Below are 26920 nucleotides of genomic sequence, written 5' to 3' on the forward strand. Positions count from 1 at the left end.
ATTCTCTACTTTTGATGGTTCCTGACTTCAAGGCCCGCTTTCTATGCGTTTAATTCGTTTTCCGGTGCTACGGCGGGTAGCAGCTTGGCATGTGCTGCTGCTGCTGCTAGCCATCTGGCTGGCGTGGGAGTACAGCCCTGTGCTATTAGCTCCCGACAAGTACATGAGTGGTTCGGAGGGGGACTCCGTGAAAAACTATTATACGGTCATATACCATGCGCTCTATGGCAAGGGGCTACACTTTCAGGGTATGCTGCATCCCTTCGGCGAGCATGTGGTATACGCCGATGGACAGCCGCTGCTGAGCATCCCACTGGCTACGCTGCGCCAGCTAGGCATTAACTACACGGCAGGGCAGCTACTAGGGCTGCAAAATCTGCTGCTACTGGGCTGTGTGCCTGCTACTGCGCTGGTGCTGTACGCAGTGCTGCGGCGGTGCTGGCTGCCGCCGTGGTGGGCGGCGGCTGGAGCCTTACTACTCACTCTAATGGCTCCCCAGTTTGAGCGTGCCTTAGCTCACTACGCCTTAGCCTATGCCTTCATTATTCCCCTGCTCTGGTATTTGCTGCTGCGGGCCACCGAAACCAGGCTCCGGTGGGGCTGGCTGTTGGCCTACGTGGCGGCGGCTACCCTGGCTGGGTTGCTACACCCCTATTACGTACCTACCGCCGCCTTACTCAGCGGGGCCCATGCCCTGCTAGCACTCATACAGTGGCGCCGCAGGGGGCGCTACGCGCTGTCCATAGTTGGCTGGCTTCTGCTGGCCACCGTAGTACCGGTAATATTGTTTCAGGGCTGGATGGCCCTCACTGATGCCGTTACCGACCGTCCTGCCACCCCTTTTGGCTTTCTGGTGTACCGGGCGACGTTCAGCAGCGTATGGTTTCCTATATACGAGCCCCTTGCTACGGGCTGGCGTAGTGCGTTTCATAACGAAGAGCCCCTGTGGGAAGGCTGGTCATACGTGGGCCTGGTGCCGGGGCTGGTATTGGTCCTGAGTGGTTGGCGGGTGCTGCGCTATCTAGTACGTGGCCACTGGAGGCTGATACTGCGGCCGGCCTTGCCTCCTGCCCTACAGCGGGGCATATGGGCTGGGGTGCTGGTCCTTTTATTTGCTAGTGGTATGCCCTTCGTATTTGGCTTAGAGCATTGGCTGAATTACCTGCCGCCCCTGCGACAGTTCCGCTCCATCGGCCGATTCGCCTGGGTGTTCTACTATATCTGGGGGGCCTACGCGGTATTCTATCTGTACCAGCTCACGCGTTACTTGCGCCAGCATCGGGTTGGTGCCTTGGCTGTGGCCCCTCTAGTGCTCCTGGGTGGCGGTTGGCTGCTGGAAGGCTATACCTTTTCCCATCTGCGAGCCAATCGAATAGTACTTAGCCCCATCGGCGAATCGTTTACGTCGCCGCGCGGCAACTACCCGGACTTGCTGTCGTGGGCGCATCGGCGGCCCGAGCAGTTTCAGGCTATTCTGCCATTGCCACTCTATCTGGTGGGGGGCGAGGGCATAGGGCTGGAAGGCACCCGCGTTTCGGAGTGGGAGTCAATGCGGGCTTCCCTGGCAACAGGGCTACCGCTGCACGCCGCTATGCTGTCTCGCACTTCCCGGCATCAGATGTTGAGTGAAATGCAACTGCTAGGGGCGCCCTGGCTGCCGCGGGAGCTGATTTCGGCGCTGCCTTCGGCCAAGCCCCTGCTAGTGCTGGTAACGGGTGCGCCCGAGCATTTACGCCCCGCCGAACAACAGTTGCTGGCTCGCGCACGGCACCTGCTGACGGTCCAAGGCGTGCAGCTGTACGAGCTACCAGTGGCGGCTATGGCGGCCGAGCCGGCACGCCAGGCCGTGCTAACCCGGCCCCGGCCGGCCGGCCCCCATCTGCGGCCTCGCTGGCCAGGCCGCCGCAGCCCTCTCGGCGACGGTGTAATAACCGGGACTGGCCTGACAGTGCTATACCGTGGCCCCTTCCCTCCCCCCGACTCGGCCGGGCTGGAGGTTTCGGCGTGGCTGCGCTTAACTGATGCTTTACCCGTGCTGCAAGTACGGGAACTGAATGCCGCAGGGCAACCCGGCCCCACACACGACGCTTTTCTTAACCAGCTGATGGATTTATATCAGGGCTGGGGCCGCGCGGCTGTCCGCTTCCGGCTTGCCCCCGATACCCGCCAGGTGGAAATAGTGGCAACTCAGGACAGCCTGGCAGCTACCAGCCTGCTCTTAAGGCCAGCCAGTACCCCTGTCGTCGATACCCTTGGTCGCCAGGTATTATACAACAATTACCCTCTGCACGAGTAGTACCCCACTTTTCAGTATTTCCCTGTCTTTCTGCTCACCGCTAAATGCGCCTTGTCGTGTCAAAAACAGGCTGATCTTTTCTCCAGCGTTACTTTGGCTGTGCATTTCTGCCACGAGCTATCTGCATACTGATCATCGGGTATCATTTATCATTATCTGCTTTATGTTTTACGTCTAGCTATACCCCTATAACCTCTGCTGCCTTACCCTGTGAATTCTTATCTGCTCTCTTCCCAAAAAATCCGTGCGTAGCCTGCTACCTGAATGCTTACTTCCGTCGATTTAATTCTGCCCTGCTACAACCCGCCCGCCAACTGGGTATCCAACCTGGCGGCTAGTGTAGAGCGACTGGCCCGGCTCCTGCCCCACATTGACCTGCACGTACTGGTGGTGAATGATGGCTCTACTCACGGCGTGGGGCCTGCCGAGGTAGCCCACTTGCGGGAGTTGTTGCCTACAGCTCGCTACCTGGCTTACAGTGCCAACCAAGGCAAGGGCTACGCCCTGCGCTATGGCGTACAGCACGCGCAGCATGCGCTGTGCCTTTTTACTGATATCGACTTTCCTTACGAAGAGGTTAGCGTGCAACAGGTACTGGCCGCCTTGCAGGCCGGAGCCGATATTGCTGTGGGCAGCCGTAGTCCGCAGTATTATGCCCAGGTCCCGCGTGCGCGCATTGTCATTTCCAAGTTGCTGCGGCGCAGCACGCACTACCTGTTGGGTTTACAGGTATCTGATACCCAATGTGGCCTTAAGGGTTTCAATGCCCGCGGGCGGGCCGTTTTTCTGGCTACTACCATTAACCGCTACCTCTTCGACCTGGAGTTTATTTACCTGGCTTCGCGGCCGGAAGCGGGGCTGCGGGTAATGCCGGTACCGGTGCAGTTGCGCCCTAGCGTAGTCTTCTCACGCATGAACCTGGGCGTATTGCTGACAGAAGGAAGTAGCTTCCTGAAACTGCTGGTACAACGGGTGCGCTAGCGCTAGACTCGGTTTACCACCCAGCCCAATCGTGTATCTTTAGGCCGCTTATGGATATTACCTACGAAGCCCGGTATCATCAGCTGGAAGAGCAGCACTGGTGGTTTGCAGGCCGCCGCGACATTGTATTTGAGCAGATTCAGCAGCTCCGGTTGCCGCGCACAGCCGATATTCTGGAAATCGGCTGCTCGGGCGGGCCGCTGCTGCTGGCCTTGCGGGCGGCCGGCTACCAGCACCTCACCGGTATTGATGTGAGCGACAATGCCATTGCCATGGCCCAGGCCCGGGGCTTCGAGCAGGTGATGGTGATGGACGGTGCCCGCCTTGATTTCGCCGATAACTCCTTTGATGTAGTGGTAGCCTCCGACGTGCTGGAGCATATTGAAGACGAAGCCGAGGCCCTGCGCGAGTGGCAACGGGTGCTGCGGCCCGGCGGCCACCTCATCGTGTTTGTGCCCGCCTACCAGTTTCTGTGGAGCCGCCACGACGAAGTAAACCACCATTTTCGGCGCTATACGCTTTCCTATCTGCGCCAGGTGCTGGGCATTGCGGGTTTCCGGGTAGAGCGGGCTTCGTACTGGAATTTCCTGCTGTTCTTCCCAACGGCCTTGGTGCGCCGCCTGCAGCGCTTGGCGCAGGCCACCGGTCTGGCCACCACTGGGGCCGGCGACCTGAAGCAGCTGGCCGGTCCCGCCAACAGCGCCCTTTTTGGCCTGCTGAAGGCGGAAAACCGCTGGCTGCGCCGCCTGAACTTCCCCTTGGGCGTGAGCACCTTTGCCGTGGCCCGAAAACCTGCCTGATGTTTCCTGACTTACTCTTTCGCGCCGTGGATCTGTCCGTTATTATTCCCATCTACAACGAGGAAGCCAATATCCCAACCCTGTACGCGCGGCTGCGCTCGGTGCTGGACCCCACGCAGCTGCGCTGCGAGTACATCTTTATCAACGACGGCTCCCGCGACCGGTCCCTGGAGCTGATTCAGGATCTGGCGGCCCGGGAGTCCGACGTGCGCTACATCGACTTCAGCCGCAACTTCGGCCACCAGATTGCCGTGACGGCCGGGCTGGACTTGTCGCTGGGCGAGGCCGTAGCCATCATCGATGCCGACTTGCAGGACCCGCCCGAGCTGATTCCGCAGCTTTACCAGAAGCTGCAGCAGGGCTTTGAGGTGGTGTACGCCAAGCGCCGTTCCCGCCAGGGCGAAAGTGCCGCCAAGAAGTTCACGGCCAAGCTGTTTTACCGCCTGCTGGCCAGCATCACCAACATCTCCATCCCCGTAGATACCGGCGACTTCCGCATTGTGTCGCGCAAGGTGGTGGAGGCGCTCAAGCAGATGCCCGAGCAAAACAAGTTTATCCGGGGGCAGATTTCCTGGATTGGCTACCGGCAAACCTACATCGAGTACGACCGCGCCGAGCGGGCCGGGGGCGAAACCGGCTACACCTACCGCAAGATGATCCGGCTGGCCCTGGACGGCATCACGGGCTTTTCGGACGTGCCCCTGAAAGTGGCCACCGTGAGCGGCTTCGTGGTATCGGGCCTGGCCTTTTTGGTGATGCTCTACACGCTCTACGCCCGCTTTGTAACGGGCGACTACCAGCCAGGCTGGGCTTCGCTGATGGTGAGCATCCTGTTTCTGGGCGGGGTGCAGCTCATTGCCATTGGCCTGATTGGCGAGTACCTGGCCCGCCTGAGCGCCAACGTGCGCCGCCGACCCCTATACATCATCTCCGACACCAATATCCCTATTAATGAATCAGTTACCCACTAACCAATGCCAGTTGCCAGAAATAAACGCTGGCTACTGACAACGGGTAACGGGCAACTGGCAACGGATTACGGGGCAGCCAGCAGCACGTAGCCATCTATCAGCTGCTCGCGGTAGCCGTAGGGCAACAGCAGCTGGCGCAGGAATGTGTGTACCGGCTGGTTTCGGTACGCAGGCCCTACCACAAAGGCTGCCGGGTCGTAGGTTTTCAGAAACGCCTGCACCTGTGGGACGGTGGGCGGCGCGGGCTGCACCGTGTCGGGCTTGGTCTGCTGATATAGGATGGCGCGCAGCACGGGCTCCTGCCTCATCGAGGCAAACAGCTCGGGCCGCACCCGCGAGAGGTAACCAATGGGCAGCTTTTTGCGGTGCAGCGTTTGGTAAAACATCTGCTCCGCCTCCAGGTAGCCCACCTGGTGGTAGCCATCGAGGACACCCAGTGGAATGGGAATAAGGGAAGTGCCCGGCAGCCTGGCCACCTGCCGGTATACCGCCGGAATGCTGGCCTGTGAAGCCCGCTGGTAGGGCTTGGGCCAGAACTCGATGCCTACAACGACCAGCAGCAACAAGCTGAGTGCGGTTTGCACCAGGGGGCGCAGCCGCAGGTGCCAGGCCGCTTCCAGGGCACTGAACGATACAATCGGCAGTAATAAGCCTATCATCATGCTCCAGCGGGTGGGGCAGCGGATGTTGTTGAAAAACGGAATAAAGTGCAGAAAAGCGGTAGGCAGGTTCAGCCGCTCGTGCCCGTAAATGCGCAGGGCCGGCACCGTAAACAAGAGGAAAACAATCAGCACCCAGGCCAGCGGCCGGCCGCCAACATCCTGAAACCGCCGCGAGGCCGGCCGCTGCCCTGCCAGCCGCATAGCCCACAGCCCGAGAGCCAGCAGCGGCAGCGCGTAGCCGATGAACACGGTATTTTCGAGGGAGCCGGGCATGTTGAACACCTTGGCATTAGTATACAGACGGGCGGCCCAGTCCCAGTACACGAAGCGGCTGGTAGGCGGCGGCATCAGGTAGGACACCACGTCGCCGCCCCACCAGATGCCGCCGTTTTCGTTTGCACCGGCCAGGCGCAGCAGCCGGATGGCAATGTGACTTACGACCAGAATGCCCGCCAGCCAGGCCCACGGCCGCCACGTGCGCCACCGGATGCGCCCGATACGCAGCCAGAACCACGCCGCATAGAGCAGGGAGAAGTAAAGCAGGCCAAACAGCACGTAGTAGTCGCTCAGCAAGGTGAGCACGCCCAGCCCAAAGCAGCCTGCCACCGCCGCCCAGCTGCGCACCAGCGGCAGAAACCGGCCTTCCCGAAACTCGAAAGCCCGCAGAAACAGCAGGATATAGAAGGGCACCGTGGCCGTGAGTACCAGGTTGTAGTGCTCGGGCAGGCGCTGGAGCTTGTAGGGCGAATACGCGAAGATGAACCCCGCCAGCAGGCACAGCAGCGGGCTGCGCACCCAGCGCCGCGCCAGCAGGTACGCCCCCGTGCCCGAAAAGGCGTAGCTCAGCAGCAGCCCCATATTCACGGCCAGCATATCGTTGCCCAGCACCACGCTCAACGCACCCAGGACAGGTGTGTAAGCATGCATCACCAAGCCGGAGCCTTGCGGATACAGGATCCAGTCGGTGAAAAACGGATTTTTACCACTCTGCACGGCCTCGCGAAAATGCCAGGCATTCCAGAAAAACTGGTAGGAGTCGCGCCCGGGCACGGCCAGAAAGGAGGAAGTGAAATGCTGGGCTAGTGGCCACGTAAACACCACGAACAACAGGCCATAGGCGGCCAGCAGGAGCGCCACGCGCAACCAGTTTTTCATTATAAAGTCGATAAAGCACGAAGAGCAGCCAGCCTGCGGCTGCGCCCGGCAAAAGTAGCTATTCCCGTTAGCTGCCGTTACCTTGCCGTTGCTTTCTTTCCCGCTATGGTGCAGCTTCAGAATTACATTAATGGCTTGCTGGTACCCGCCGCCAACGGCCAGTACCTGCCTAATATCGAGCCCGCCACCGGCCAGGTATTCAGCCAGATTCCGGCTTCCGATGCCCAAGACGTAACCCAGGCCGTGCGGGCTGCCGAAGCGGCTCTGCCCGCCTGGCGGCGCCTGCCGGCCGAGGAGCGTGGCCGTTTGCTGGTGCGCATTGCCGAGCTTATTGAGCGCGACCTGGAACCGCTGGCCCAGGCTGAAAGCCAGGACAACGGCAAGCCCGTGAGTCTGGCCCGCACGGTGGATATTCCGCGGGCAGCCAGCAACTTCGCGTTTTTCGGCACGGCGGCCCAGCATTTTGCCTCCGAAACCCACTTTCAGGAAGGCGTGGCCCTCAACTACACGGTGCGCCACCCGCTGGGGGTAGTGGCCTGCATTTCGCCCTGGAACCTGCCGCTTTACCTGTTCACCTGGAAGATTGCGCCGGCCCTGGCCGCCGGGTGCTGCGTGGTGGCCAAGCCGTCGGAAGTTACGCCCTACACCGCTTTCCTGCTGAGTGAGCTGTGCCTGGAAGCCGGCTTACCGGCCGGGGTGCTCAACATTGTGCACGGCACCGGGCCAGTGGTAGGCCAGGCTCTGGTGGAGCATCCGAGCGTGAAAGCCATCAGCTTCACGGGGGGCACCAAAACCGGGGAGCATATTGCCCGTACCGCCGCCCCCATGTTCAAGAAACTTTCCCTGGAGCTGGGCGGCAAAAACCCCAACCTCATTTTCGCCGACTGCGACCTGGCCGAGGCCGTGCGCACCAGTTTGCGCAGCTCCTTCGCCAATCAGGGCCAGATCTGCCTGTGCGGCTCGCGCATTTTCATTGAGCGCAGCATCTATGAGCCATTTAAAGAGCAGTTTCTGGCTGGCGTGGCCGGGCTAACGGTGGGCGACCCGCAGGCCGCCGATACCAGCCAGGGCGCCTTGGTGAGCGAGGCGCATCTAGAGAAAGTATTGAGCTACATCGAGCTGGCGCACCAGGAAGGCGGCACGCTGCTGGCCGGCGGGCAGCGCGTGCAGGTGGCCGGCCGTTGCGCCGGGGGTTATTTCCTGCAGCCTACGGTGTTTGAAGGGCTGGCACCCGACTGCCGCGTGAACCGGGAGGAAATCTTCGGCCCCGTAGTCACGCTCACGCCTTTCGATACGGAAGAGCAGGTGTTGGCCTGGGCCAATGGCACCGAGTACGGCTTGGCTGCCACCATCTGGACGCGCGACTTGAACCGGGCCCACCGCGTGGCGCACGCCCTACACAGTGGCATCGTGTGGATAAACACCTGGCTGCACCGCGACCTGCGTACGCCCTTCGGCGGCATGAAGAACTCCGGCGTGGGCCGCGAAGGCGGCCTGGAAGCCCTGCGCTTTTTCACCGAGCCGCAAAGCATTACGGTTAAGCTGTAGGTAGAAGCCTGCTTACGGCACTGGCCGCAGTTCCACCACCCGGAACTCGCCGGCCCGCCGGATTTCCCGGCCCATGTATGGGCGGGCGGGGGGGCTGTTGAAGATGGTAGAGTCGCTGGTGTAGAGGTAGCGGGCCCCCTGTCGGATGCAGTCGGCCAGGTAGGTGCTGCCGGGCGCTGTCAGCTCGGCCGTTTCGCTGAAGCCGAAGCCTTTCTTGTGCAGGAAGTAGAAGTATTTGCAGCCCGATACATCGGGGCCAACCACGCACAGCGCGGAATTGGGCACGGCGGAGGACAAGGCGGCCCGGCTAGCGGGGTCAAAAAGCTCGGCGGGCACTTCGCGGGCTCCCTTCAGCCAGCGGGCCGGAATGATGCGGAAGGCAGCAATAACCGGCTGAGCCACCAGCAACACCGCCAGCAGCACTACGGCCCGGCGGCCGCGTTGGCTTAGCCAAGCAGCACCCAGCGCAACTGCCAGGGCCAGCAGCGGCAGGTAGGGCAGCATATAGTACTGGTGCACATCCATTTGGCGCAGCTCAATGAGGTGATAAGCCAGCAGCACAGCGGCCCAGGCCAGTAGCGGCCCAAACCACCAGCGCCGGGCGTAGCGCCCCCGCACCAGCGCTACCAGTCCCAGCGCCAGCAGCACGGCGCCACTATAGCCCACCAGCAGCTCCGGCAGGTCTGAAATCAGGTTGTCGCGCAGGGTTTTGAGGCCGGCCACCAGGCTTTCAGCCGGGCGCAGCTCCAGCCCAAAGTCAGCCAGGCCCGACTCCTGAATCAGGCGCAGGGCGTAGGCGTACCACAGCAACGGCACGCCCACCGCCAGGCCCGCAAACAGCGCCAGCCACGCGCCGCGGCTTACTGTGAGGCGCCACTGCCACAGGTCGCGCAGCACCAGCACCGCAATGGGCGCGCCGATGGCCAGGTACTGCAGCTTGGTGAGGCCCGCCAATATCGTCAGCAGCAAGGCCGCGCTGTAGGCTTTTGCGCTGCCACTGCCCCGGTACCAGCGCAGAAAGAAATACAGCCCGCCCAGGGAGGCCGACAGCGCCAGCACATCGGGCAGGGCATTGATGGAATGGTAAAACAGCTCCGGGCTCCAGGCCAGCGCCCACGCGGCCACGGCTGCCAGCCCCACCGAACCGCTCAACTCCCGCACCAACCCGAAGCAGGCCACCACCCCCGCCGCAAAAATCAGCCAGTTGATGAGCCGGGGCAGGCTTTCGTGGAAGCCCAGGGTTTGGTAGGCGGCCGCCACCGTCCACTCGTAGGCCGGGAACTGCATGCCCGTCACGCCATCGGTGGTACCGCGCCGGTCTACGCGGGGCCGCAGGATGTTCATGCTTTCCTCGGCGAAGTTGCGGGCCACAGCCATAGTGTTGCATTGCCGCCAGCTGTGGTTGGCATTGGGCGGCAGCGCGAAAAACGGCAGGTGCAGCAGAAAATTCAGCCCCAGCAGCAGGGGCCAGAACCAGCGCGGCACGGGGCGGGCAGCCAGAAAGGATAACGACATAAAAGACAAGCCCCACGCAAAAACGCCCGGCGGCAGCCAAAGGTAGCTACCGCCGGGCGTTATCAAACCCGACCGAATGAGTTGCGGCCTACAGGTTCTGCAGCACGAAGTTGGTCATCTGCCGGTAGAGGTGCAGGCGCGTGTTGCCGCCCGAAATGCCGTGGCTGCGGTTGGGGTAATAGAGCGTCTGGAAGTCCTTGTTGGCTTTCACCAGCGCATCCACGAAGGCCGTGGAGTTCTGGAAGTGCACGTTGTCGTCGCCGGTGCCGTGCACCAGCAGCAGCTTGCCGCGCAGCTTGTCGGCGTGCTGCACGGGGGAGTTGTCGTCGTAGCCCTGGGGGTTGTCCTGCGGAGTTTTCAGGAACCGCTCGGTGTACACCGTGTCGTAGTAGCGCCAGTTGGTTACGGGCGCCACCGAAATACCCATCTTGAAGATGTCGGCGTTTTTGGTCAGGGCCAGGGCCGTCATGTACCCGCCGAAGCTCCAGCCCCAGATGCCGATGCGGCTTTTATCCACGAAGGGCATCTGGCCCAGGTAGCGGGCGGCGGCAGCCTGGTCGTCGGTTTCGAGCTTGCCCAGGTTGGCGTAGGTGCTTTTCTTGAAAGCCGCGCCCCGGGCCCCGGTGCCACGGTTATCTACCGACACGATGATGTAGCCCTGCTGGGCCAGCAGCTGGTGCCAGAGGTAGTTGGTGAAGGCTATGCCTCCGCCCGCGTCGTCCTTCACCGTCTGGGAGCCGGGGCCGCCGTACACGTACATCAGCACGGGGTACTTTTTGCTGGGGTCGAAGTTGGCGGGCTTGAGAATGGAGGCCACCAAGGTCTGCTTGCTACCGTCTTCGTTGTTCAAGTCCAGGGGCATGAATTCCAGCTTGTTGAGGGTGTACTCGCTGAGCTTTTGGCGCAGCCTGGCATTGTCTTCCAGCACTTTCACCAGCTTGCCATCCTGGCCGTTGCGCAAACTCACCACCTGCGGGTCGCCGGCCTCGGAGTGGTAGTTTAGGTAGTAGCGGCAGTCGGGGCTCATGTTTACCACGTCGGTGCCCCGCGGGGCGTCACTCAGCCGCACTTTGTCCTTGCCTTTCAGGCTGATGCGGTACAGATGGCGCTCCAGCGGCCGGTTCTGCATCAGCCCGATATTGGCCGTCGAGTAGGTGCCGTGCGTCAGCAGGCTGTTTTCGGTGCTGGTGTAGTATACGAAGCCCTTTTTCTCGTCAAACCCATCGATGCTGGTAATTTCCCAGTTGCCCTTGGTGAGTTGGCGCACCAGCTTGCCGTTCATGTCGTAGAGGTACAAATGGCGGTAGCCGTCCTTCTCGCTCGTAAACAGAAACTGCTTGCCGCCGGCCAGGTAGCGTAAATCGTCGGTCAGCTCCACGTAGGCCTTGTCAGTATCGGTGAGCACCACGCGGGTTTTACCGGTAGCGGCGTCGGCGTGCAGTATTTCCAGCTTGTTCTGCAGGCGGTTGAGGCGCCGGATGCTGAGCAGGTTGGGCGTCGCCGTCCAGCTTACCCGCGGAATGTACTGGTCGGTTTCGGTGCCCACGTCCAGCTTCGTGGTGCGGGCGGCGGCCACATCGTACACGGCGGCCGTCACCACCGAGTTTTTCTCGCCGGCCTTGGGGTATTTAAAGCGGTAGTCTTTCGGGTACAGCGGCCCCCACACCTGCATGTTGTACTCCGGCACCGGGCTTTCGTCGAAGCGCAGATAGGCCAGCTGCCGCGAGTCGGGCGACCAGCTAAAGGCCTGCGACATGTCGAATTCTTCCTCATACACCCAGTCGGCCCCGCCATTGATAATGCGGTTTTCGGCCCCGTCCGTCGTCACGGCCGTTTCCTGCATAGTCGCCAGATCGGTTACGTAGAGGTTGTTGGCGCGCACAAAGGCCACGCGCCGCCCGTCCGGCGAAAACGTGGCGTACAGCTGCTTGCCCGGCGCCTGGCTCAGGGGCGTGAGCTTTTTGGTGGCGCGGTCGTACACGAAAAAATATGACTTGCTGCTGCGCCGGTAAATCGGCTCGGTATCGGTACTGAACAAAATTTTCTGCTCATCGGCGTTGAAGCTGTAGCCATCCACCGGCAGTGGCTGGCTTTGACCGGGCAGCTTCAGGTCTTGTCCGGCCACCAGCGTCTGCACGGGCTGGCCGGTGGTCACATCGTTCTGCACCAGGTTGCCCTGGCTAAGCGAGGAGTAGTAGCGGCCATCCTTCATCCAGTTGAAGCCCGGCACCGATTTGGCCGCGAAGGTGCCTTTCTGCCAGATGTCTTCGAGGGTAATGGCTTGTTTTTGCTGGGCTACGGCCGCAGGTATAAACCCGGGCAGCAGGGCCGGGCTAGCCGCGGAAAGCAGCAGGGCTAGGCCGAGAAAGCGAAAATTCATGCGGGGAGGTAAAATGTCGGAGGGATTTAGCCGTTAAAGGTAGCGGGGCGCGGCGCAAAGTCCCGGGTTTTGGCGGCAGCGTTGCGCGGCCACCGCAACTTTCCCGCTGTGTTTGCCATCTTCCTGCCACCTTTGCAGCTATATGCCACGTCGTTTGAGTTTGTATGGAGTGCTGCTGAGCGCCGCCCTGGGTGCCTGCTCAGATTCGGATTCGGGCCCTCGCCTCGACTTCATCGGAGCCACCGGCCTCACGTCCAACGACCGGGTGCTCACCACGCCCGGCGACTCCCTGGTAACGCGCGTTTTCGCCGATAACCGCGACGGCAAGGGCCCTGAACTGCGTCGCTTTACCATCAAGGTAGATTATACCCCGCTGACCAATGATACCGCTGCCGCCAACACGCCGGAGCTGGTGTATCTGGATCAGGCCGTTACCGGCTCCACTTTCTACTACCTGCAACGGTTCAGTGCCCGCACGCAGTCGGGCCGGGAGCGGTGGACGTTTGAGGTGGAAGATGTCGAGGGCAACAAAGACAGCCGCCGTTACCTGCTCACGGTCAATAACTCCGACTCGGCCCGCACCTTCCACTCTTACCAGGTGCCGCTGTACGCAGCCCGCAGTGCCACCAGCCGCAGTTCCCTGGCTGCCCGCGAGGGACTCGTGTTCCCGGCGTATCCGTTGCTTACGAACTCTACCCTGCAAGCCTCCATCGACCTAGTACTGATTCCGGCGGCGAATGGTACGGTAGCCCTGGCCGCGCCCAACGATGAGAGTGTAGCCGCCATGGCCGAAGCTGTGGGGGCCAACGCCTGGACAACGCGCAATGGTACCAGCCTGAAGGTTACCGCTCTCACGCCAGTTCAGTTTGATGCCCTGAATACCAGCGCCCTCATCACTTCTTCCTTTGATGCATCGCCGGCTGCCGTTGTACCCAATACCGGGGTGCTGGCCAAAGACCGGGTTATAGCTTTCCGTACGGCTACAGGCCGCACCGGGGCGCTGCACGTGAAAGAGCTGTTTGGCACTACTGCCGCTCCGGCCGCCATTGTCCGCGTCAAAGTGAACCGATAGTTGTTTCCAAGTCCATATCCATATACCAAAACAGGCCCGCCGGAAATCCGGCGGGCCTGTTTAGTAAGATAAAAAACGGTTTGCGCTAGAACAGGAACCCAGCCGTAATCGAGGTAGTAAACCGGCTGCTTTCTATATTCACAATAGGCGTACGGTCGGAATCCACGGCTCCGTTGGCTTTGTAGAAGGTGTACGGGCTGTAGTACTGACGAGCCGTAGCGTATACGCCGGCTGCATCCAGAAAAAAGTTTTTCTGCCGTAGCCCTACCCCACCGGTAATGTAATTCTGGCTACGGTCCCCGTTTTCCAGTTTGTATGGGTCACCGTAGCGGGCAAAGCCGGCGCGCAGCCGGAAAATATCCAGCCGGGCTTCGCCGCCGACGCGCAGGTTTATTGCCTGCTTATAGCCCGCCCGTACGGCGTCGTTTTGGGAGCTGAAGTCGGTGGCATTGTTGGTGCCTTCATTGTCGCTGGTATTGCTGAGCCGGCCCTGCCCGTAGTTGACGTACTCTACGTCACCGCTCAGGAAGCCGAACTTGCCAATAACCACCGTAGCTCCGCCCGAAGCCCGAAACGGTGAAACCAGCGCGTAATCGTATTCACCCTCCGAGCCGGCGTTGGCTTCATTATAGTCCTGCCCGTCTACCGTCACAGTCCGGTCAAACTTCACATCCATCGTCGAGGTGAAATTTTCCGACAGCTGCATGTACGTGGGCGTTTGCACGGAAGCACCGATGCGCACGGCATCAACCGGCTGGTAGATGGCCCCGAAACGAGCATTAATGCCCGTACCTCGGACTTTCAGCGTCTCGCGGAAATCAACTGTGCTGAAAGCCGTGCCCGGCTCATTCGGGGTGGCAGGTGATGGGTCCGTGGCGTTAAATGTTTTCGTTGAGTTGAAGCGCGTGCTGAGGATACCGATGGCACCGCCCAGGTACAGCTTGTCACGGTAGCTGGCCCCATATCCAAAATCGAACTGAGTTTGGGAGCCCGTGTTGAGCACAGTTTCCGTCTGGGTTAGCGGGCCGGCATTTTCAAAGTCCTGCGGCACAAACAAGCCCTGGGCATCCTCCTCCGTTAGAAACGTCTGATAAGCCAGATCATCCAGCCCGGTTTCCTGCTGCGTGGTTGGGTTCCGGTTCAGGTACGAAAGTAAATCCTGATTAAGCGCTGGCTTATGCTGGTAGCGGAAGGCGGCGTTAAAATCATTTACCCGCGTGAGGCCAAATGCCAGGGTGCCGCCCCGCCACGGGTTATCCTCCGAATCAGGGCGCCGGTTGGCAAATACCATTCCCAGGCTGGCTACATGCAGGCTGTTGCGGTTGTCGGAGGAAGTAACGCCATCTATCCGGCTATCCGTGTTGCCCACGCCCAAGCCGGGAGTAAATGTGAATTCGGAACCCCGGTACAGGCCCAATCCGGCGGGGTTCGTGGAAAGGCTGCCTAAATCGGCGCCCAACGATACAGTGGCACCTCCAATGCCCAAGCTACGGGCGGTGCCGGCGGGCTGCGTCTGCGAATAGCGCAGCACATCGGTTTCATTTTGGGCAAAGCTGTAGCTGGCAAGGCCCATCAGGGCCATGCTCAACCAATATTTTCGTTGTTTCATAGGAAGAGAGAAGGGAGAGTACGGGGTATGGGCCTGCTGAGCAATAAAGTACGGCTAGTTACGTCCCCGTCCGCGGCCACCACCGCCACTGTTGCTGGGAGCCGGTGAAGATGAGCGGGAAGGTGCGCTACTGGGCTCATAAGACCGCGTAGGCCGCTCGTACGAGCGGGAAGGCTGCTCAGAACGGGTGGGCTGCGCGGCCGGCGTTACGTCACGCTCCCGCTGGCGCCGGGGCTGGCTTTCCCCGGTTGCGTCACTCACATCCAGTACCCGGCGCCGCGGACGCACATCCGGCTGCTGGGCAGGGGTTTGCTCCGTACGAACCACGGGCTCCGTAGCTGTTGAAGCTGGTACTGCCTCCGTTGCCCGCCCGCTGCTACGCGTGTCGATGGGCGTTTCGGTCACATTGCCCCGGGTTGAGGTCGTCATACGGCCGCGGGGGTCAGCAGTGCCTTCGGTGGCGCGTCCCCGACCCGATGCTGGTTGGGTAGTGTTGTCACCGGCAACTATGCCGCCCGTAGCCGGAGGTGTAGTGGGCTGGTTGGCGCGTCCCCCCCCGGGGGTAGAGGTACGGCCGCCGTTGAACCGCTCCCGGTTAATGCCCGTGCCAGCCGTTACACCGGAGCTCCGGTCCCGGCGCGGACCGTAGTTCACATTGCGGCGCGGGCCCCCGCCCCAGTTGCCACCGCCGTAATAGGGGCTGTCGTAGTACCCGTTATAGTAGCCATTGTAATAGCCCGTACGGTAGCCCCAGCCGTAGCCGCCCCAGCCCCCATAGGAGCGGTATGGCCAGCCGATGTTGATGCTAACGTAAGGGCTATAGCCATAGTAGCCGTACGAAGGGCCCCAGGGCGAGTAAGCGTAGGGATTATAGCCCCACGGGTCCCAGGAGTTGGTGTAAGCGTAGGAATAGTAGCTGGGCGCGAAGCTCCAGTAGCTGGGCTGATGAAAACGGCGAATGCGCGCGGCATAGTCGTAATCGTAGTCATCATAATAAGCATCGTCGGTATAGACGGTAGTGCTACCGGAAGAATAGCCGCCGTCCTGGCTGTACTGCGCATCAGAGGAAGCAGTAGGCGCGGTGGTAGATGACTGTTGGTCCGTTACCTCCGGCTGGCGGTTCTGCATCACGGCTGCATAAGCCGGGTTTTCCGTGGTGCGGTCCTTGGAAGAATAATATACACCGTCGGTTTCCGTGGAAGTGACGGCGGGGATGCTGGCGCAGCCACCCAGCGCGAGCAAGGCCACGGCCGACAAGCAGGAAGTTAAGTACGTTTTCATAGTCTGCCTACGCGAAAAGTGAGTGGGTCAAGGAGAAGATGCCAGCCGAAAAGTAACCGTTGCATGGGCAGACTGGCCAACCGCACATTGCTCCGGTATAATAACGTAATTTCGCCCCGAAACGGTGCCCTTTTCTCTACTCAAATCTTGTACCAGATTGGGGAACTTTTTCACTATACTCAAAGATACGCCCAACATGAGCAAAAGCCTGCCGAAGCGGAGCGAAGATTACTCGCTATGGTACAATGAATTGGTGAAGCGCGCCGGGCTGGCCGAAAACTCGGCCGTGCGCGGCTGTATGGTGATTAAGCCCTACGGCTACGCCATCTGGGAGAAAATGCAGCGTACGCTCGACGATATGTTCAAGCGCACCGGCCACCAGAATGCCTACTTCCCGCTGTTCGTGCCCAAAAGCCTGTTTGAGGCCGAGGAAAAAAATGCCGAAGGCTTTGCCAAGGAATGCGCTGTAGTAACGCACTACCGCCTGCAGACCGACCCCGACCGGCCCGGCAAGTTGCGCGTGGACCCCAACGCCAAGCTGGAAGAAGAGCTGGTGGTGCGCCCCACTTCCGAGGCCATTATCTGGAGCACCTACAAAGGCTGGATTCAAAGCTACCGCGACCTGCCCCTGCTCATCAACCAGTGGGCCAACGTGGTGCGCTGGGAAATGCGCACCCGCCTGTTTCTGCGCACCGCCGAGTTTCTGTGGCAGGAAGGCCATACGGCCCACGCTACCGCCGAAGAAGCCCTGGCCGAAACCCGCCAGATGCTGGACGTGTACGCTGAGTTTGCCGAAGAGCACCTGGCCCTGCCCGTGGTGAAAGGCGTGAAAACCGAGAACGAGCGGTTTGCGGGCGCCGTGGAAACCTATTGCATTGAGGGGATGATGCAGGATGGCAAGGCACTGCAGGCGGGCACCAGCCACTTTCTGGGGCAGAACTTTGCCAAGGCGTTTGACGTGCAGTTTCAAACCAAGGAAGGCAGCCTGGAGCATGTGTGGGGTACCAGCTGGGGCGTGAGTACCCGCCTGATGGGTGCCCTCGTCATGGCGCACTCCGACGACGAAGGCCTGGTGCTGCCACCCAAGCTGGCGCCTATTCAGGTCGTCATCGTGCCCATTTACAAAACCGGCCAGCTCGACGAGCTGCTAGAGCGCATCCGTCCCATTCAGATGGGTTTGATTGCCCGCGGTATTTCGGTGAAGATTGATGACCGTGACACGGAGCGCCCCGGCTATAAGTTTGCCGAGTGGGAGTTGAAAGGCGTGCCCGTGCGCTTGGCTGTGGGTATGCGCGACCTGGACGCCGGTACCGTGGAAGTGGCCCGCCGCGACACCAAGGAGAAAATGAACCTGCCACTCACGGATATCGTGGCCAGCATCGACCAACTGCTGCAGGACATTCAGGCTAACATCTACCGCCGGGCCCTGGAGTTCCGCAACACACACACCACCCGCGTGGAAAGCTACGAGGAGTTCAAGCAGGTGCTCGATGGCAAAGGCGGCTTTGTGGTAGCGCACTACGACGGGACTTCCGAAACCGAGGAGCGCATCAAGGAAGAAACCAAGGCCACCATCCGCTGCCTAGCCCTGAACGAACCCGACGAAGACGGCATTTGCATTCTGACGGGCAAGCCCAGCGTGCGGCGCGCCTATTTCGCCCGGGCGTATTAACCACGGATTCCGGCGGATTTCGCGAATCTTGTAGACGGCCTCAAGCACCAAACGGCGCTGCTTTCCCGGGAAAGAAGCGCCGTTTAGCATTATGAAAAAGAAAGCGGAACTCTCAAACAACCAAGCGCGGAGCCGTTTCCTGTTGCGCGGTGTATTGCTGTAGCACACGTTGGGCCTGTTGCATGTGGCGCTGCTGGTGGGCCACCACAAACAGCAACGCCTCACCGATGCGCAACTTCAGCACCCGAAAAAACTCCACCGGCACGGCCTTGCGGTTCAGGTCGGTCGTTTCGGCTTGGCGTAGGAGTTCCAGCAGGGTTTCCTGATGCTGCCGAAACTCCACCAATACGTCCCAGCTCAGGGCGCTTTGGCTGGGGTTCATGTGCTTGAGGGTTTTCTGCAGCTTGCGGTTCTCAGGCCGTACTGTTTCGTACGACTTGCGGCCGAGCCAGCTGAAGCCTACTTCCGCATCAGTGCCTGCTTTGCGCCCGGCTGCCAGGGCTTTGCGCAGCGCCGGGTTGTAGAAGCGGCTGTAGCGGTTAAGATGCTCTAGGCATTCCAGCACGCTCCAGCTGGTAGCGCTGGGCTTAAACTGTAGCGCCTGACCGTTGCGGGGCTCCAGTTCGGTGCTGAGGACGGCAAGCAGCTCGTGCACCTGGTTGTGGAGCTGCTGCAGGAAGGGTTGGGTTTTCATAGCCAGAAATGGACGTGAGCTGAAGAAGTTGAACCCGTCAAAAGTCCGGCTTGCCCGGCTGCAAAATCTTGATTTCGCGCAAGATTTTAGCGCAGGCGGCTCAGGGTTTCGGGCGTCATGCGCAGGTAGGAGGCAATGTACTTGCGCGGCACCAGTTGAAACAGGTGCGGGCTGCGGGCCCGCAGCCGGTCGAGGCGGCGCTGGGGCTCAGGCAGCAGCAAGTCTATTTCCCGCTCGATGCGCCCTACCACGGCCCGCTCCATCTCAGCCCGCCAGAACCGCCCGATATTGGGCCGGCTTTCCACCAACTCCAGCAAATCAGCACGGGTTATAGCCAGCAGGCGGCTGGCTTTCAGGGTTTGAATACTATAAGAAGACGGACGCCCTTCCACAAACGACGGAAACGAGCAGATAAGCGTGCTGGCGTAGCCGAAGCCCACGCAGATTTCCTCGTGCTGGGTGGGCAGAAAAATACGCAGCACGCCTTCGTCTATAAAGTACAAATAGTGGTCGGTCTGGCCGGGCTGGATGAGGAAGTCGCCGCGGCGCAGCTGCACCGGGCGCTGCCAACGGCTCACCAGTGCATCAATGTCGGCGGCCGTAAGCCCCGGCACATGGTGCAGCAGTTGGCGCAGGCGCTGCGGGCCCAGTGCTTCAGTGGAACGGGAAGCTGGTTCAGCCATCAGGCAAATACATTGGTCAGCCACTTTGGCGGCTCACCGGCAAATTACGGTGCCGGCCTCATTTTGCGCAGCTATTCTGCGTATCTTCCCCTGCTTCTAGCACTCAACTTTCCCGTTGCTTATGGACTGGCTTACTATTGCGTTGCTTTTGCTGTTCGGCTTGCTGTTTGTGGCTGCCGAAGTCATTTTCATTCCCGGCACTACCATCGTCGGACTGGTGGGGCTGGGGCTGCTGATTGCGGGCATCTGGCTAAGCTACCGCGACCTGGGCACTCCGCTGGGCCACTACATGCTGCTGGGCTCGGCCTTGGTAGTGGGCCTGCTGGTGTACGTGGGGCTGCGACCGCGCAACCTCAATAAGATGGCCCTCACCAGCGTCAACAATACCAGCGTGCACGATATCCGCCGCCCCGACGTACCAGCCGGCACAGTGGGCCGCACGCTGTCGGCGCTGCGGCCGGCCGGCACTGCGTTGTTTGCCGAAGCCCGACGCGAGGTGGTAACGCGCGGGGAGTTTCTGGCGGCTGGCACGCCTATTCGGGTGCTGGGCATCGAGCAGAACCGCATTGTAGTAGAGCAGGCCTGAGCAGCGCAGCAGGACTTGTCAGTATTTAGTTGTTAGTTGCCGCCTGCAGCCTTCCGGTACCTGAAAATCACCACCTTATTTCCTTTTTTCATGGAGTTTCCCTTTTTCCCGCTGGCGGTGGGAGCCGTGGCCCTGCTGGTGCTGCTGTATTTCTTCCCCATCAGCCTCTGGATTACGGCGCTGTTTTCGGGCGTGCGCGTGAGCTTGTTCCAACTGGCCTTTATGCGGGTGCGAAAGGTGCCGCCATCTTTGATTGTCAACTCCATGATTACCAGCACAAAAGCTGGACTGGAGCTTACGGCCAACGATTTGGAAACACACTACCTGGCCGGGGGAAATATTCCCAGCGTCATTAAGGCGCTGATTTCGGCCGACAAAGCCAACATCCCGCTCACTTTCAAGCAAGCCACCGCCATCGACTTGGCCGGCCGTGACGTATTCGAGGCCGTTACGACGTCCGTTAACCCCAAGGTCATCAACACGCCCAACGTGGCGGCCGTGGCGCAGGATGGCATTCAGCTGATTGCCAAGGCCCGCATTACGGTGCGCGCCAATATCACGCAACTGGTAGGCGGCGCCGGCGAAGAAACGATTCTGGCCCGCGTGGGCGAGGGTATCGTGACGAGTATCGGCTCGTCGAAGTCGCATAAAGAGGTGCTCGAAAACCCCGACAAGATTTCCAAGCTGGTGCTCAGCAAAGGCCTTGATGCCGGTACGGCCTTCGAAATTCTGTCCATCGACATTGCCGACATTGACATAGGAGAAAACATCGGGGCCAAGCTGCAGATCGACCAGGCTACCGCCGACCTGAAAGTGGCCGAAGCCAAGGCCGAGGAGCGCCGCGCTATGGCCGTGGCCGTGGAGCAGGAAAACCGCGCTAAAACCCAGGAAGCCAAAGCCCTGGTAGTGCAAGCCGAAGCCGAGATTCCGCGGGCTATTGCCGAAGCCTTCCGCAGCGGCAACCTGGGTGTAATGGACTACTACAAAATGCGCAACGTGCAAGCCGACACCGACATGCGCGACTCCATTGCCAACCCCGGCGGTCAGAGCGGCAGCACCAAGCCCGGCCGCGACGAGCAGCGGCTAAGCTAAGGGCGAGGTGGTGAAATAGTTAAATGGTGAGTCTATAAACGTGTCATGGCGAGCATAGCGAAGCCATCCGTCCTCTGAAATATAATTCTCGTTCTTCAACCAGAAAGCCCCTACCTGGCATGTACAAGTAGGGGCTTTTTGCATTTTATGGCTTAGAGCATTGTTCAAGCCAGATTGCTTCGCGCTGACAGCTAATCCATTAGCACATTAGCGGAGCGCATCACATTTCCCACATTAGCATATTAGAAACCCTACTTCTTCGTCACCGTGAATTCCACGCGGCGGTTAAGCTTGCGGGTTTCCTCCTGCTCGTTGCTGGCAATGGGCTGCGTATCACCGTAGCCCTGTGCCGTGATACGGGAGCCGTTGATACCTTTGGATATCAGATATTTCCGCACTTCGTTTACGCGGTCCAGGCTGAGTTTTAGGTTCAAAGCCGGGTCGCCCTGGTTGTCGGTGTGGCCTTCCAGCTTGATTTCTACCGTTGGGTACGCCTTCAGAATCTTGATCAGGCGCTGTAGCTCCGGGTAGGAATTTTCGCGCAGGTAGTACTTGCTTTGCGCAAAGAAGATGTTGTTCAGCTTGATTTTCTGACCAACGGCGAAGGGGACCAGAAACAGATCCTGTGTGACTTCGGAGTACTTCTCGCGGTCCGTCACGTCCAGGTTGGCGCTTTCGGAGAGGTAGTCGCGGGCCTCGGCGCGGTAGCCATATTGCACGCCCGAGGGCAGCACAATGGTGTAGGAGCCGTCTACGGGGTTGGTTTCTGTTACGCCCAGTTCTTCGCCCGTCAGCAGGTTTTCGTAGTGAATGACGGAGGAAATCGGCTTCTGAGTGGCGGCATCCAGCACCTTGCCGCGCACCAGCGTCACGGCTTCGGGCTTGAACTGCGGGGTGAGGCCAATGCTGAAAATGTCGCGCGACCCGTCAATACCGTTGCGCGACGACACCAGAAAGGCCTCGTCGCCGGCCGCCGACAGCGTGAAGTAGCCGTCGAAGTCCGAGGAGTTGATGCTGGGGCCCATATTGCGCGGGGTGCTCCAGTTGGTCCAGGAGTTGTCGAGGCGCTTGCTGTAGAAAATGTCGCTCTTGCCGTAGCCGCCCCGGCCTTCGGAGGCGAAATACAATGTTTTGCCGTCGGCCGCCAGGAAGGGTGCAAACTCAGCTTTCTTGGTATTGATAGTGGGGCCTACGTTCAGGGGGCGGGTCCAGGACTTGCCATCGGCTTTCAGAAAGCTCACGTAGATATCCTGCTCACCCTGGCCGTCTTTGCGGTCCACGGCCATCAGCAGCACCTTGCCTGATGTACCCAGGTAATAGTCTACGTGCTCGTTGTCATCGTTGTAGAAATCCTCAATGTCGATTTTCTCGGGCTTGGTCCAGCCGGTTTTCGTGCGCTTCGTGATGCTGGCACCTTTAGGGTTCAGCGTGCCGTCGGGGTTGTACACGTTGATGAGCAGGGCCACGTTACCGTCCGACGATACCGAGGCCAGTCCGTTTGGCCCGGTGGTATTAATGGGGCTGCTGATGTTCTTGGCTTCGCTCCAGATTTTCTTATCCCCGATGGTTTTGGTGAGCGTGCTGTACCACACGTCCTGGGCATCGTTGTTGCCGCCGGTGTTCTGGGGGTGGTCCTGGCGGGCAAAGAACAGCGTGCGGCCGTCGGGCGAAATTACCGGGTGCGTGTCTACGTACTTGGAGTTCACCTTGGGCCCCAGGCTTACCATGCTGGAGTCGATACCCACGGCCTTGGGGTCCTGCTTGAACTCCTGCTTCACCATCAGCTCCGCCACGTCGGCAATACCGATGGCGTCGATCTGGTTTACCCCATTCACAGCCTTGGTGTTCATCGTCACGCCTACCCCAATGGTGCGGTAGTTGCTAGGAGCAAACGTAACGGTGAGCGTACGAAAGGCTTCCGGGATAGGGCCGGGGTTGCGGTTTTCGTACACCTGGTGCTTGCCGCCGCGGGTATCAATCAGCTCAATCTTTATAACCGAGCCAGGATTGAAGTTTTCAATCACCGTCACCTGCCTGGCTATCAGGGAGCGGCCGAACTTCACTTCAATGTACTCCGCCGAGCCCTCTTTCTTTGGAATCCAGGCTTCGTTGCTGATCTGACCCAAAGGCAGGGCATCTGGCTCACCCAGTACCTTTTCCGGCGAAAACGCTTCTTTGCCCTCGGCTTTCTGCGAAGACACGTCCACAATTTTGTTGGCCCACACCGCGTGTTGAGCCTGCACCGAAGCCGTGCTCACAGCCCACGCCGCCAGAAAAGCCAAAGAGTATTTCAGATGCCGCATACACGGAACAGAAAAAAGTAAGGCCAAAGTCGAAATGTTTCGCTTGGCAAGATAAAGCAGCCGCCGGAGTAGTATGTTGCAAGACGTAGAGCCTTGGCCAGATGTTGCGCGGAGCGGAATTTCTCCCCTGCCAACCCGACCGGCCTCTTCCTACGCTATTTACATATCCGAATTATTCTATTCAGTACCCGGCGCTACCCAAAGGTAAGCTAGTTATAGAAAAAAAAGTGCCAGAACCAACTTCCGGGTCGAAGCTGGCTCTGGCATCATTTTCAGCCAACAAACTGGCTTAGGGCTGCAGCGTGAACGTGCGCGTAACGGAGTTAAATGGGCCGGGAATCAGGGTACCGCTGGCATCTACCAGTTCCAGTTTAATAGTATTCTGGCCCATGGGCAGTCCTTCCATCATGTAAGGCGTCCACTGCTCCAGCATGAACTCGGTGCCATTAATAGTAGCCCGCACGTGGTTGCCTTCCGGCGACAACGTCGTATTTACCAGGTAGAAGTCCAGCATCACCTTCTGCGCGTCGTTGCCCGAGTACGTGTCCTTGGGGCGGCTGTAGAACAGGTGCGGCGCTTTCAGGTCTACCTGCAGGGGCTGGGCTACTTTGCCTACGCTTACCACCCGCAGATCAAAGGCACCGCGGTGCTTGAGGCTCTCATGATAGGAGCGCGACAGAAACGACAGCACCACGTGCTGGCCGTCGGCTATGGGCTTGGTGAACTCCGTGGTGTAGTGGGCTGTGTAAGGCTCATTGTCCACAATATTGTGGATGTGCTGACCTTTCTCCGAGTTGGCCATTTCGTGGGCGTGCATGCCACCGGTCATCTTGGTAAGCTGAAAGTTGCTCAGGTCGTAATCGAAGGCTACGGCGCCGGTAGGAACCGTAGAGCCTGCCAGCGGCGACTTAAGCTGCAGCTGCGCCTCGGGGTACTTCGGCGAGTCGGTGAAAGGCGTCAGGCGGATGCCGTTCTTTTCCATGTTTTCCGCAACAGGCGTATTCACCTGTTCGGCCGTGGCTGCGCTGTTGTCGCTCTGGCGGCGCGCCGAATCGCAGGCGCCCAGGCCCAGTAGCAGCGTGCCGGCAAGTAGTAAAGCAGGTCCTTTCATAAGGAGAAGTCGAGAGGTATGAAGCAAAAAGGGAGTTGAGAACGATGGGACTTTACCGGTAAACGGCCGGCAAGGATGCGCTTTTTTTTAAGTACCTTGCGCAATACGTAAGGTTTGCCCCAAAAGTATATTGATTTTTCACTATGGAGGAAAAATTGCTGGAAGAAATTCCATCCCTCGACCTCGCCGACTTTCGTTCCGGCGACCCTGAGCGCAAAGCCCGCTTTGTACAGCAGCTGGGCGAAGCCTATCAGAACATTGGCTTCGTGGCGCTCAAAAACCATGGCCTCTCCGACGAGCAGACCACCAAACTCTACGCCGATGTGAAGGCCTTCTTTAGCCTGCCCGACGACGTGAAGCAGCAGTACGAAAAGCCGGAGCTGGCTGGTCAGCGCGGCTACGTGAGCAAAGGCAAGGAGCACGCCAAGGGCCGCAACACCGGCGACCTGAAGGAGTTCTACCACGTAGGTCAGGAAGTTGACGACCAGAACGACCCCATCAAGGCCGAATACCCTGACAATATCTGGCCTCAGGAAGTAAGCAGCTTCCAGGATACCTCACTGGTGACCTACAAAACCCTGGAAGCGGCCGGCAAGGACGTGCTGCGCGCCATTGCCCTGTACCTGCACCTGCCCGAGAACTACTTCGACGACAAGGTGCGCAACGGCAACAGCATCCTGCGCCCCATTCACTACTACCCCATCGAAAACCCGGACTCCGTACCGGCCGATGCCGTACGGGCCGCCGAGCACGGCGACATCAACCTGATTACGCTGCTGATGGGCGCCTCCGCCGACGGCCTGCAGGTGAAGCGCCGCGACGGCAAGTGGATTCCTATCACGGCCCTGCCCGACCAGATTGTGGTAAACGTGGGTGACATGCTGCAGCGCCTTACCAACGGCGTACTCAAGAGCACCATTCACCGGGTGGTAAACCCCGCCCGGGAAAAGATGAACACCTCCCGCTACAGCATTCCGTTCTTTATGCACCCGCGCTCCGAAATGAGTCTGGCGGCGCTGGAAAGCTGCGTATCGGCCGAAAACCCCAAAAAGGAAGCTGATATTACCGCTGGCGAGTTCCTGAATGAGCGGCTGATTGAGCTGGGCCTGAAGAAAAAGTAAGCGGCAGCTTGTCCTCCGTTTATGTGCCGGTTGAGGATGGTTTTCTGTTTGCTACAAAACGGAAAACCATCCTCAACCGGTTTTATTTTGCTAGGTTGCCCTTCCCTGCTTATGCATTCCTGACAGCCCCGCCCTATTCGTGGAAACGAAAGAACGCATCCTTACGCCTCCAGCTCGTGGCAAACGGACCCGCCGGGTGCGCGGCATCATCTTTCTGCGGGATGTAGCACAGCTGGGCTTCACGGCTTTCGGCGGCCCCCAGGCGCACACGGCCATGATGCTGCGCCTGCTGGTAGATAAGCGCCGCTACCTCACCTCGGCCGAGCTGCTGGAGCTAATGGCCTTGTGCCAGGTGTTGCCGGGCCCTACCTCCACCCAGACCATTACGGCCATTGGCTTCCGGCTGGGCGGACCCAACCTGGCCTACCTCACGCTCTTGATCTGGATGCTGCCGGCCGTGTGCCTGATGACGGTGGCGGGCCTTTCTATGAGCTACCTCGATAAAGATGTAGTAGCGCGCCTAGTGCGGTTTGTGCAGCCCGTGGCCGTGGGCTTTGTGGCGTATTCTGCCTACAAGATTGCCGAGAAGGTGGTGCACACCAAAACGTCGGTGGCCTTGCTCGTGACGTCGGCGCTGGTGGCGTACTTTTTCCAGCTGCCGTGGGTACTGCCGCTGCTGCTGTTGGGCGGCGGGCTGGTTACCACCTTCCGCTACCGCAAGATGCCCCGCATCGAGCACAAAGAGCCTCTGCACATCGAGTGGTCCAACTTTGTGCTGTGGCTGGGCGTATTTCTGAGTGCGGCCGTGCTGGGCCACTACACGCGCCTGCTGCCGGTGCGCCTGTTTGAAAATTTCTACCGCAACGGCTCCCTGGTGTTTGGAGGCGGGCAGGTGCTGGCCCCGCTGCTCTACGCCGAGTTTGTGGAGTTCAAAGAGTACTTGTCGGGGCCGGAGTTCCTGTCGGGCTACGGGCTGACGCAGGCGCTACCGGGCCCCAACTTCGCGTTTGCCTCCTACATTGGGGCGCTGGCTATGCGTGAGTATGGCGTGGGCGGGCAGGTACTGGGGGCACTGGTTGGGGCCGTCGGCATCTTCATGCCCGGCACATTGCTCATCTTCTTTCTGATTCGATTCTGGGACCAGCTCAAGCAGTACCGCGTGGTAAAGGCCTCACTGGAAGGCATCAACGCGGTGTCGGCCGGGCTGGTGGTGGCGGCCTCGTTTCTGCTCTACCACCCGCTGCCCGACACGCCCATCAACCTGGCGCTGGTAGCCGCTACCTTTCTGCTGTTGCTGTGGGAAAAGATACCGTCTTACCTCATGGTATTAGCGGCCCTGCTTGCCGGCGCGATTTTGTAGCCAGCCGTACCCGAAAACGCCACGCCGG

The 26920-nt window shown here is 60.0% G+C and carries 20 protein-coding genes; 11 read left to right on the plus strand and 9 right to left on the minus strand.

Features of this window, described 5'->3' with window-relative positions:
- Positions 1–43: 43 nt before the first annotated feature.
- The 4 genes from I5L79_RS12720 to I5L79_RS12735 all read left to right on the plus strand — a co-directional run bounded on the left by I5L79_RS12720 (position 44) and on the right by I5L79_RS12735 (position 5048).
- Positions 44–2296: a hypothetical protein gene (locus tag I5L79_RS12720; protein WP_196955438.1), complete on the plus strand. Its 2253-nt coding sequence runs from the start codon at positions 44–46 to the stop codon at positions 2294–2296.
- Positions 2297–2560: 264 nt separating this feature from the next.
- A complete protein-coding gene (locus tag I5L79_RS12725; protein WP_196955439.1) occupies positions 2561–3277 on the plus strand; it encodes a glycosyltransferase in 717 nt (238 codons plus the stop codon).
- 50 nt (positions 3278–3327) lie between these two features.
- Entirely contained in the window at positions 3328–4077 is a 750-nt protein-coding gene (locus I5L79_RS12730) for a class I SAM-dependent DNA methyltransferase (protein WP_196955440.1), read from the plus strand.
- A gap of 26 nt (positions 4078–4103) precedes the next feature.
- On the plus strand, positions 4104–5048 hold the full coding sequence (locus I5L79_RS12735; RefSeq protein WP_196955441.1) for a glycosyltransferase family 2 protein: 945 nt from the start codon (positions 4104–4106) through the stop codon (positions 5046–5048).
- Between the two features lie 65 nt (positions 5049–5113).
- Here I5L79_RS12735 and I5L79_RS12740 read toward each other — a convergent pair whose 3' ends face one another.
- Positions 5114–6865 carry a glycosyltransferase family protein gene (locus I5L79_RS12740; protein WP_196955442.1) on the minus strand — a complete coding sequence of 584 codons (1752 nt, stop codon included), beginning with the start codon at positions 6863–6865 and terminating at the stop codon, positions 5114–5116.
- A gap of 105 nt (positions 6866–6970) precedes the next feature.
- On the opposite strand from I5L79_RS12740, the gene I5L79_RS12745 reads away from it, so the two are divergent.
- Positions 6971–8413, plus strand: coding sequence for an aldehyde dehydrogenase (locus I5L79_RS12745; protein ID WP_196955443.1), 1443 nt, complete (start codon positions 6971–6973; stop codon positions 8411–8413).
- A gap of 12 nt (positions 8414–8425) precedes the next feature.
- On the opposite strand, the gene I5L79_RS12750 is transcribed toward I5L79_RS12745, so the two are convergent.
- Positions 8426–9928 carry an ArnT family glycosyltransferase gene (locus tag I5L79_RS12750; RefSeq protein WP_196955444.1) on the minus strand — a complete coding sequence of 501 codons (1503 nt, stop codon included), beginning with the start codon at positions 9926–9928 and terminating at the stop codon, positions 8426–8428.
- An 88-nt stretch (positions 9929–10016) separates the two neighbouring features.
- Positions 10017–12308, minus strand: coding sequence for a S9 family peptidase (locus I5L79_RS12755; protein WP_196955445.1), 2292 nt, complete (start codon positions 12306–12308; stop codon positions 10017–10019).
- A 142-nt stretch (positions 12309–12450) separates the two neighbouring features.
- On the opposite strand from I5L79_RS12755, the gene I5L79_RS12760 reads away from it, so the two are divergent.
- The gene (locus I5L79_RS12760) at positions 12451–13380 is read left to right on the plus strand and encodes a hypothetical protein (protein ID WP_196955446.1); all 930 of its coding nucleotides are present in this window, start codon (positions 12451–12453) and stop codon (positions 13378–13380) included.
- An 85-nt stretch (positions 13381–13465) separates the two neighbouring features.
- Here the strand turns inward: I5L79_RS12760 and I5L79_RS12765 are convergent, their stop codons facing one another.
- Positions 13466–14989, minus strand: coding sequence for an OmpP1/FadL family transporter (locus tag I5L79_RS12765; RefSeq protein WP_196955447.1), 1524 nt, complete (start codon positions 14987–14989; stop codon positions 13466–13468).
- Between the two features lie 54 nt (positions 14990–15043).
- Positions 15044–16270 carry a hypothetical protein gene (locus tag I5L79_RS12770; protein WP_196955448.1) on the minus strand — a complete coding sequence of 409 codons (1227 nt, stop codon included), beginning with the start codon at positions 16268–16270 and terminating at the stop codon, positions 15044–15046.
- A 196-nt stretch (positions 16271–16466) separates the two neighbouring features.
- On the opposite strand from I5L79_RS12770, the gene proS reads away from it, so the two are divergent.
- Positions 16467–17942 carry a proline--tRNA ligase gene (gene proS, locus I5L79_RS12775; RefSeq protein WP_196955449.1) on the plus strand — a complete coding sequence of 492 codons (1476 nt, stop codon included), beginning with the start codon at positions 16467–16469 and terminating at the stop codon, positions 17940–17942.
- 112 nt (positions 17943–18054) lie between these two features.
- Here proS and I5L79_RS12780 read toward each other — a convergent pair whose 3' ends face one another.
- A complete protein-coding gene (locus I5L79_RS12780) occupies positions 18055–18636 on the minus strand; it encodes a DinB family protein (RefSeq protein WP_196955450.1) in 582 nt (193 codons plus the stop codon).
- Between the two features lie 86 nt (positions 18637–18722).
- Positions 18723–19319 (minus strand): Crp/Fnr family transcriptional regulator, encoded by a 597-nt coding sequence (locus tag I5L79_RS12785; RefSeq protein ID WP_196955451.1) that lies wholly within the window; start codon positions 19317–19319, stop codon positions 18723–18725.
- A 121-nt stretch (positions 19320–19440) separates the two neighbouring features.
- On the opposite strand from I5L79_RS12785, the gene I5L79_RS12790 reads away from it, so the two are divergent.
- Positions 19441–19905: an NfeD family protein gene (locus I5L79_RS12790; RefSeq protein ID WP_196955452.1), complete on the plus strand. Its 465-nt coding sequence runs from the start codon at positions 19441–19443 to the stop codon at positions 19903–19905.
- 90 nt (positions 19906–19995) lie between these two features.
- Complete coding sequence (gene floA, locus I5L79_RS12795) at positions 19996–20997, plus strand: flotillin-like protein FloA (protein WP_196955453.1); 1002 nt, start codon at positions 19996–19998, stop codon at positions 20995–20997.
- A gap of 251 nt (positions 20998–21248) precedes the next feature.
- Here floA and I5L79_RS12800 read toward each other — a convergent pair whose 3' ends face one another.
- Both I5L79_RS12800 and I5L79_RS12805 read right to left on the minus strand, forming a co-directional pair.
- Complete coding sequence (locus tag I5L79_RS12800; RefSeq protein ID WP_196955454.1) at positions 21249–23300, minus strand: OmpA family protein; 2052 nt, start codon at positions 23298–23300, stop codon at positions 21249–21251.
- Positions 23301–23589: 289 nt separating this feature from the next.
- On the minus strand, positions 23590–24411 hold the full coding sequence (locus I5L79_RS12805; protein WP_196955455.1) for a hypothetical protein: 822 nt from the start codon (positions 24409–24411) through the stop codon (positions 23590–23592).
- A 143-nt stretch (positions 24412–24554) separates the two neighbouring features.
- Here I5L79_RS12805 and I5L79_RS12810 point away from each other — a divergent pair, with 143 nt between their 5' ends.
- On the plus strand, positions 24555–25532 hold the full coding sequence (locus tag I5L79_RS12810) for an isopenicillin N synthase family dioxygenase (protein ID WP_196955456.1): 978 nt from the start codon (positions 24555–24557) through the stop codon (positions 25530–25532).
- Positions 25533–25671: 139 nt separating this feature from the next.
- A complete protein-coding gene (gene chrA / locus I5L79_RS12815) occupies positions 25672–26892 on the plus strand; it encodes a chromate efflux transporter (protein ID WP_317191380.1) in 1221 nt (406 codons plus the stop codon).
- The last annotated feature ends 28 nt before the right edge of the window (positions 26893–26920 follow it).

Source organism: Hymenobacter guriensis (genome assembly GCF_015773195.1).
Classification (GTDB): Bacteria; Bacteroidota; Bacteroidia; order Cytophagales; family Hymenobacteraceae; genus Hymenobacter; species Hymenobacter guriensis.

Excerpts from the sequence above, each read along its gene's own strand:
- I5L79_RS12785 (WP_196955451.1), bottom strand. The coding sequence starts at position 19,319 with ATGGCTGAACCAGCTTCCCGTTCCACTGAAGCACTGGGCCCGCAGCGC.
- proS (WP_196955449.1), top strand. The coding sequence starts at position 16,467 with ATGAGCAAAAGCCTGCCGAAGCGGAGCGAAGATTACTCGCTATGGTAC.
- I5L79_RS12725 (WP_196955439.1), top strand. The coding sequence starts at position 2,561 with ATGCTTACTTCCGTCGATTTAATTCTGCCCTGCTACAACCCGCCCGCC.
- I5L79_RS12780 (WP_196955450.1), bottom strand. The coding sequence starts at position 18,636 with ATGAAAACCCAACCCTTCCTGCAGCAGCTCCACAACCAGGTGCACGAG.
- I5L79_RS12770 (WP_196955448.1), bottom strand. The coding sequence starts at position 16,270 with ATGAAAACGTACTTAACTTCCTGCTTGTCGGCCGTGGCCTTGCTCGCG.
- I5L79_RS12745 (WP_196955443.1), top strand. The coding sequence starts at position 6,971 with ATGGTGCAGCTTCAGAATTACATTAATGGCTTGCTGGTACCCGCCGCC.
- I5L79_RS12800 (WP_196955454.1), bottom strand. The coding sequence starts at position 23,300 with ATGCGGCATCTGAAATACTCTTTGGCTTTTCTGGCGGCGTGGGCTGTG.
- I5L79_RS12750 (WP_196955444.1), bottom strand. The coding sequence starts at position 9,928 with ATGTCGTTATCCTTTCTGGCTGCCCGCCCCGTGCCGCGCTGGTTCTGG.
- I5L79_RS12755 (WP_196955445.1), bottom strand. The coding sequence starts at position 12,308 with ATGAATTTTCGCTTTCTCGGCCTAGCCCTGCTGCTTTCCGCGGCTAGC.
- I5L79_RS12805 (WP_196955455.1), bottom strand. The coding sequence starts at position 24,411 with ATGAAAGGACCTGCTTTACTACTTGCCGGCACGCTGCTACTGGGCCTG.
- I5L79_RS12730 (WP_196955440.1), top strand. The coding sequence starts at position 3,328 with ATGGATATTACCTACGAAGCCCGGTATCATCAGCTGGAAGAGCAGCAC.
- I5L79_RS12790 (WP_196955452.1), top strand. The coding sequence starts at position 19,441 with ATGGACTGGCTTACTATTGCGTTGCTTTTGCTGTTCGGCTTGCTGTTT.
- I5L79_RS12765 (WP_196955447.1), bottom strand. The coding sequence starts at position 14,989 with ATGAAACAACGAAAATATTGGTTGAGCATGGCCCTGATGGGCCTTGCC.
- I5L79_RS12810 (WP_196955456.1), top strand. The coding sequence starts at position 24,555 with ATGGAGGAAAAATTGCTGGAAGAAATTCCATCCCTCGACCTCGCCGAC.
- I5L79_RS12720 (WP_196955438.1), top strand. The coding sequence starts at position 44 with ATGCGTTTAATTCGTTTTCCGGTGCTACGGCGGGTAGCAGCTTGGCAT.
- I5L79_RS12740 (WP_196955442.1), bottom strand. The coding sequence starts at position 6,865 with ATGAAAAACTGGTTGCGCGTGGCGCTCCTGCTGGCCGCCTATGGCCTG.
- I5L79_RS12760 (WP_196955446.1), top strand. The coding sequence starts at position 12,451 with ATGCCACGTCGTTTGAGTTTGTATGGAGTGCTGCTGAGCGCCGCCCTG.
- floA (WP_196955453.1), top strand. The coding sequence starts at position 19,996 with ATGGAGTTTCCCTTTTTCCCGCTGGCGGTGGGAGCCGTGGCCCTGCTG.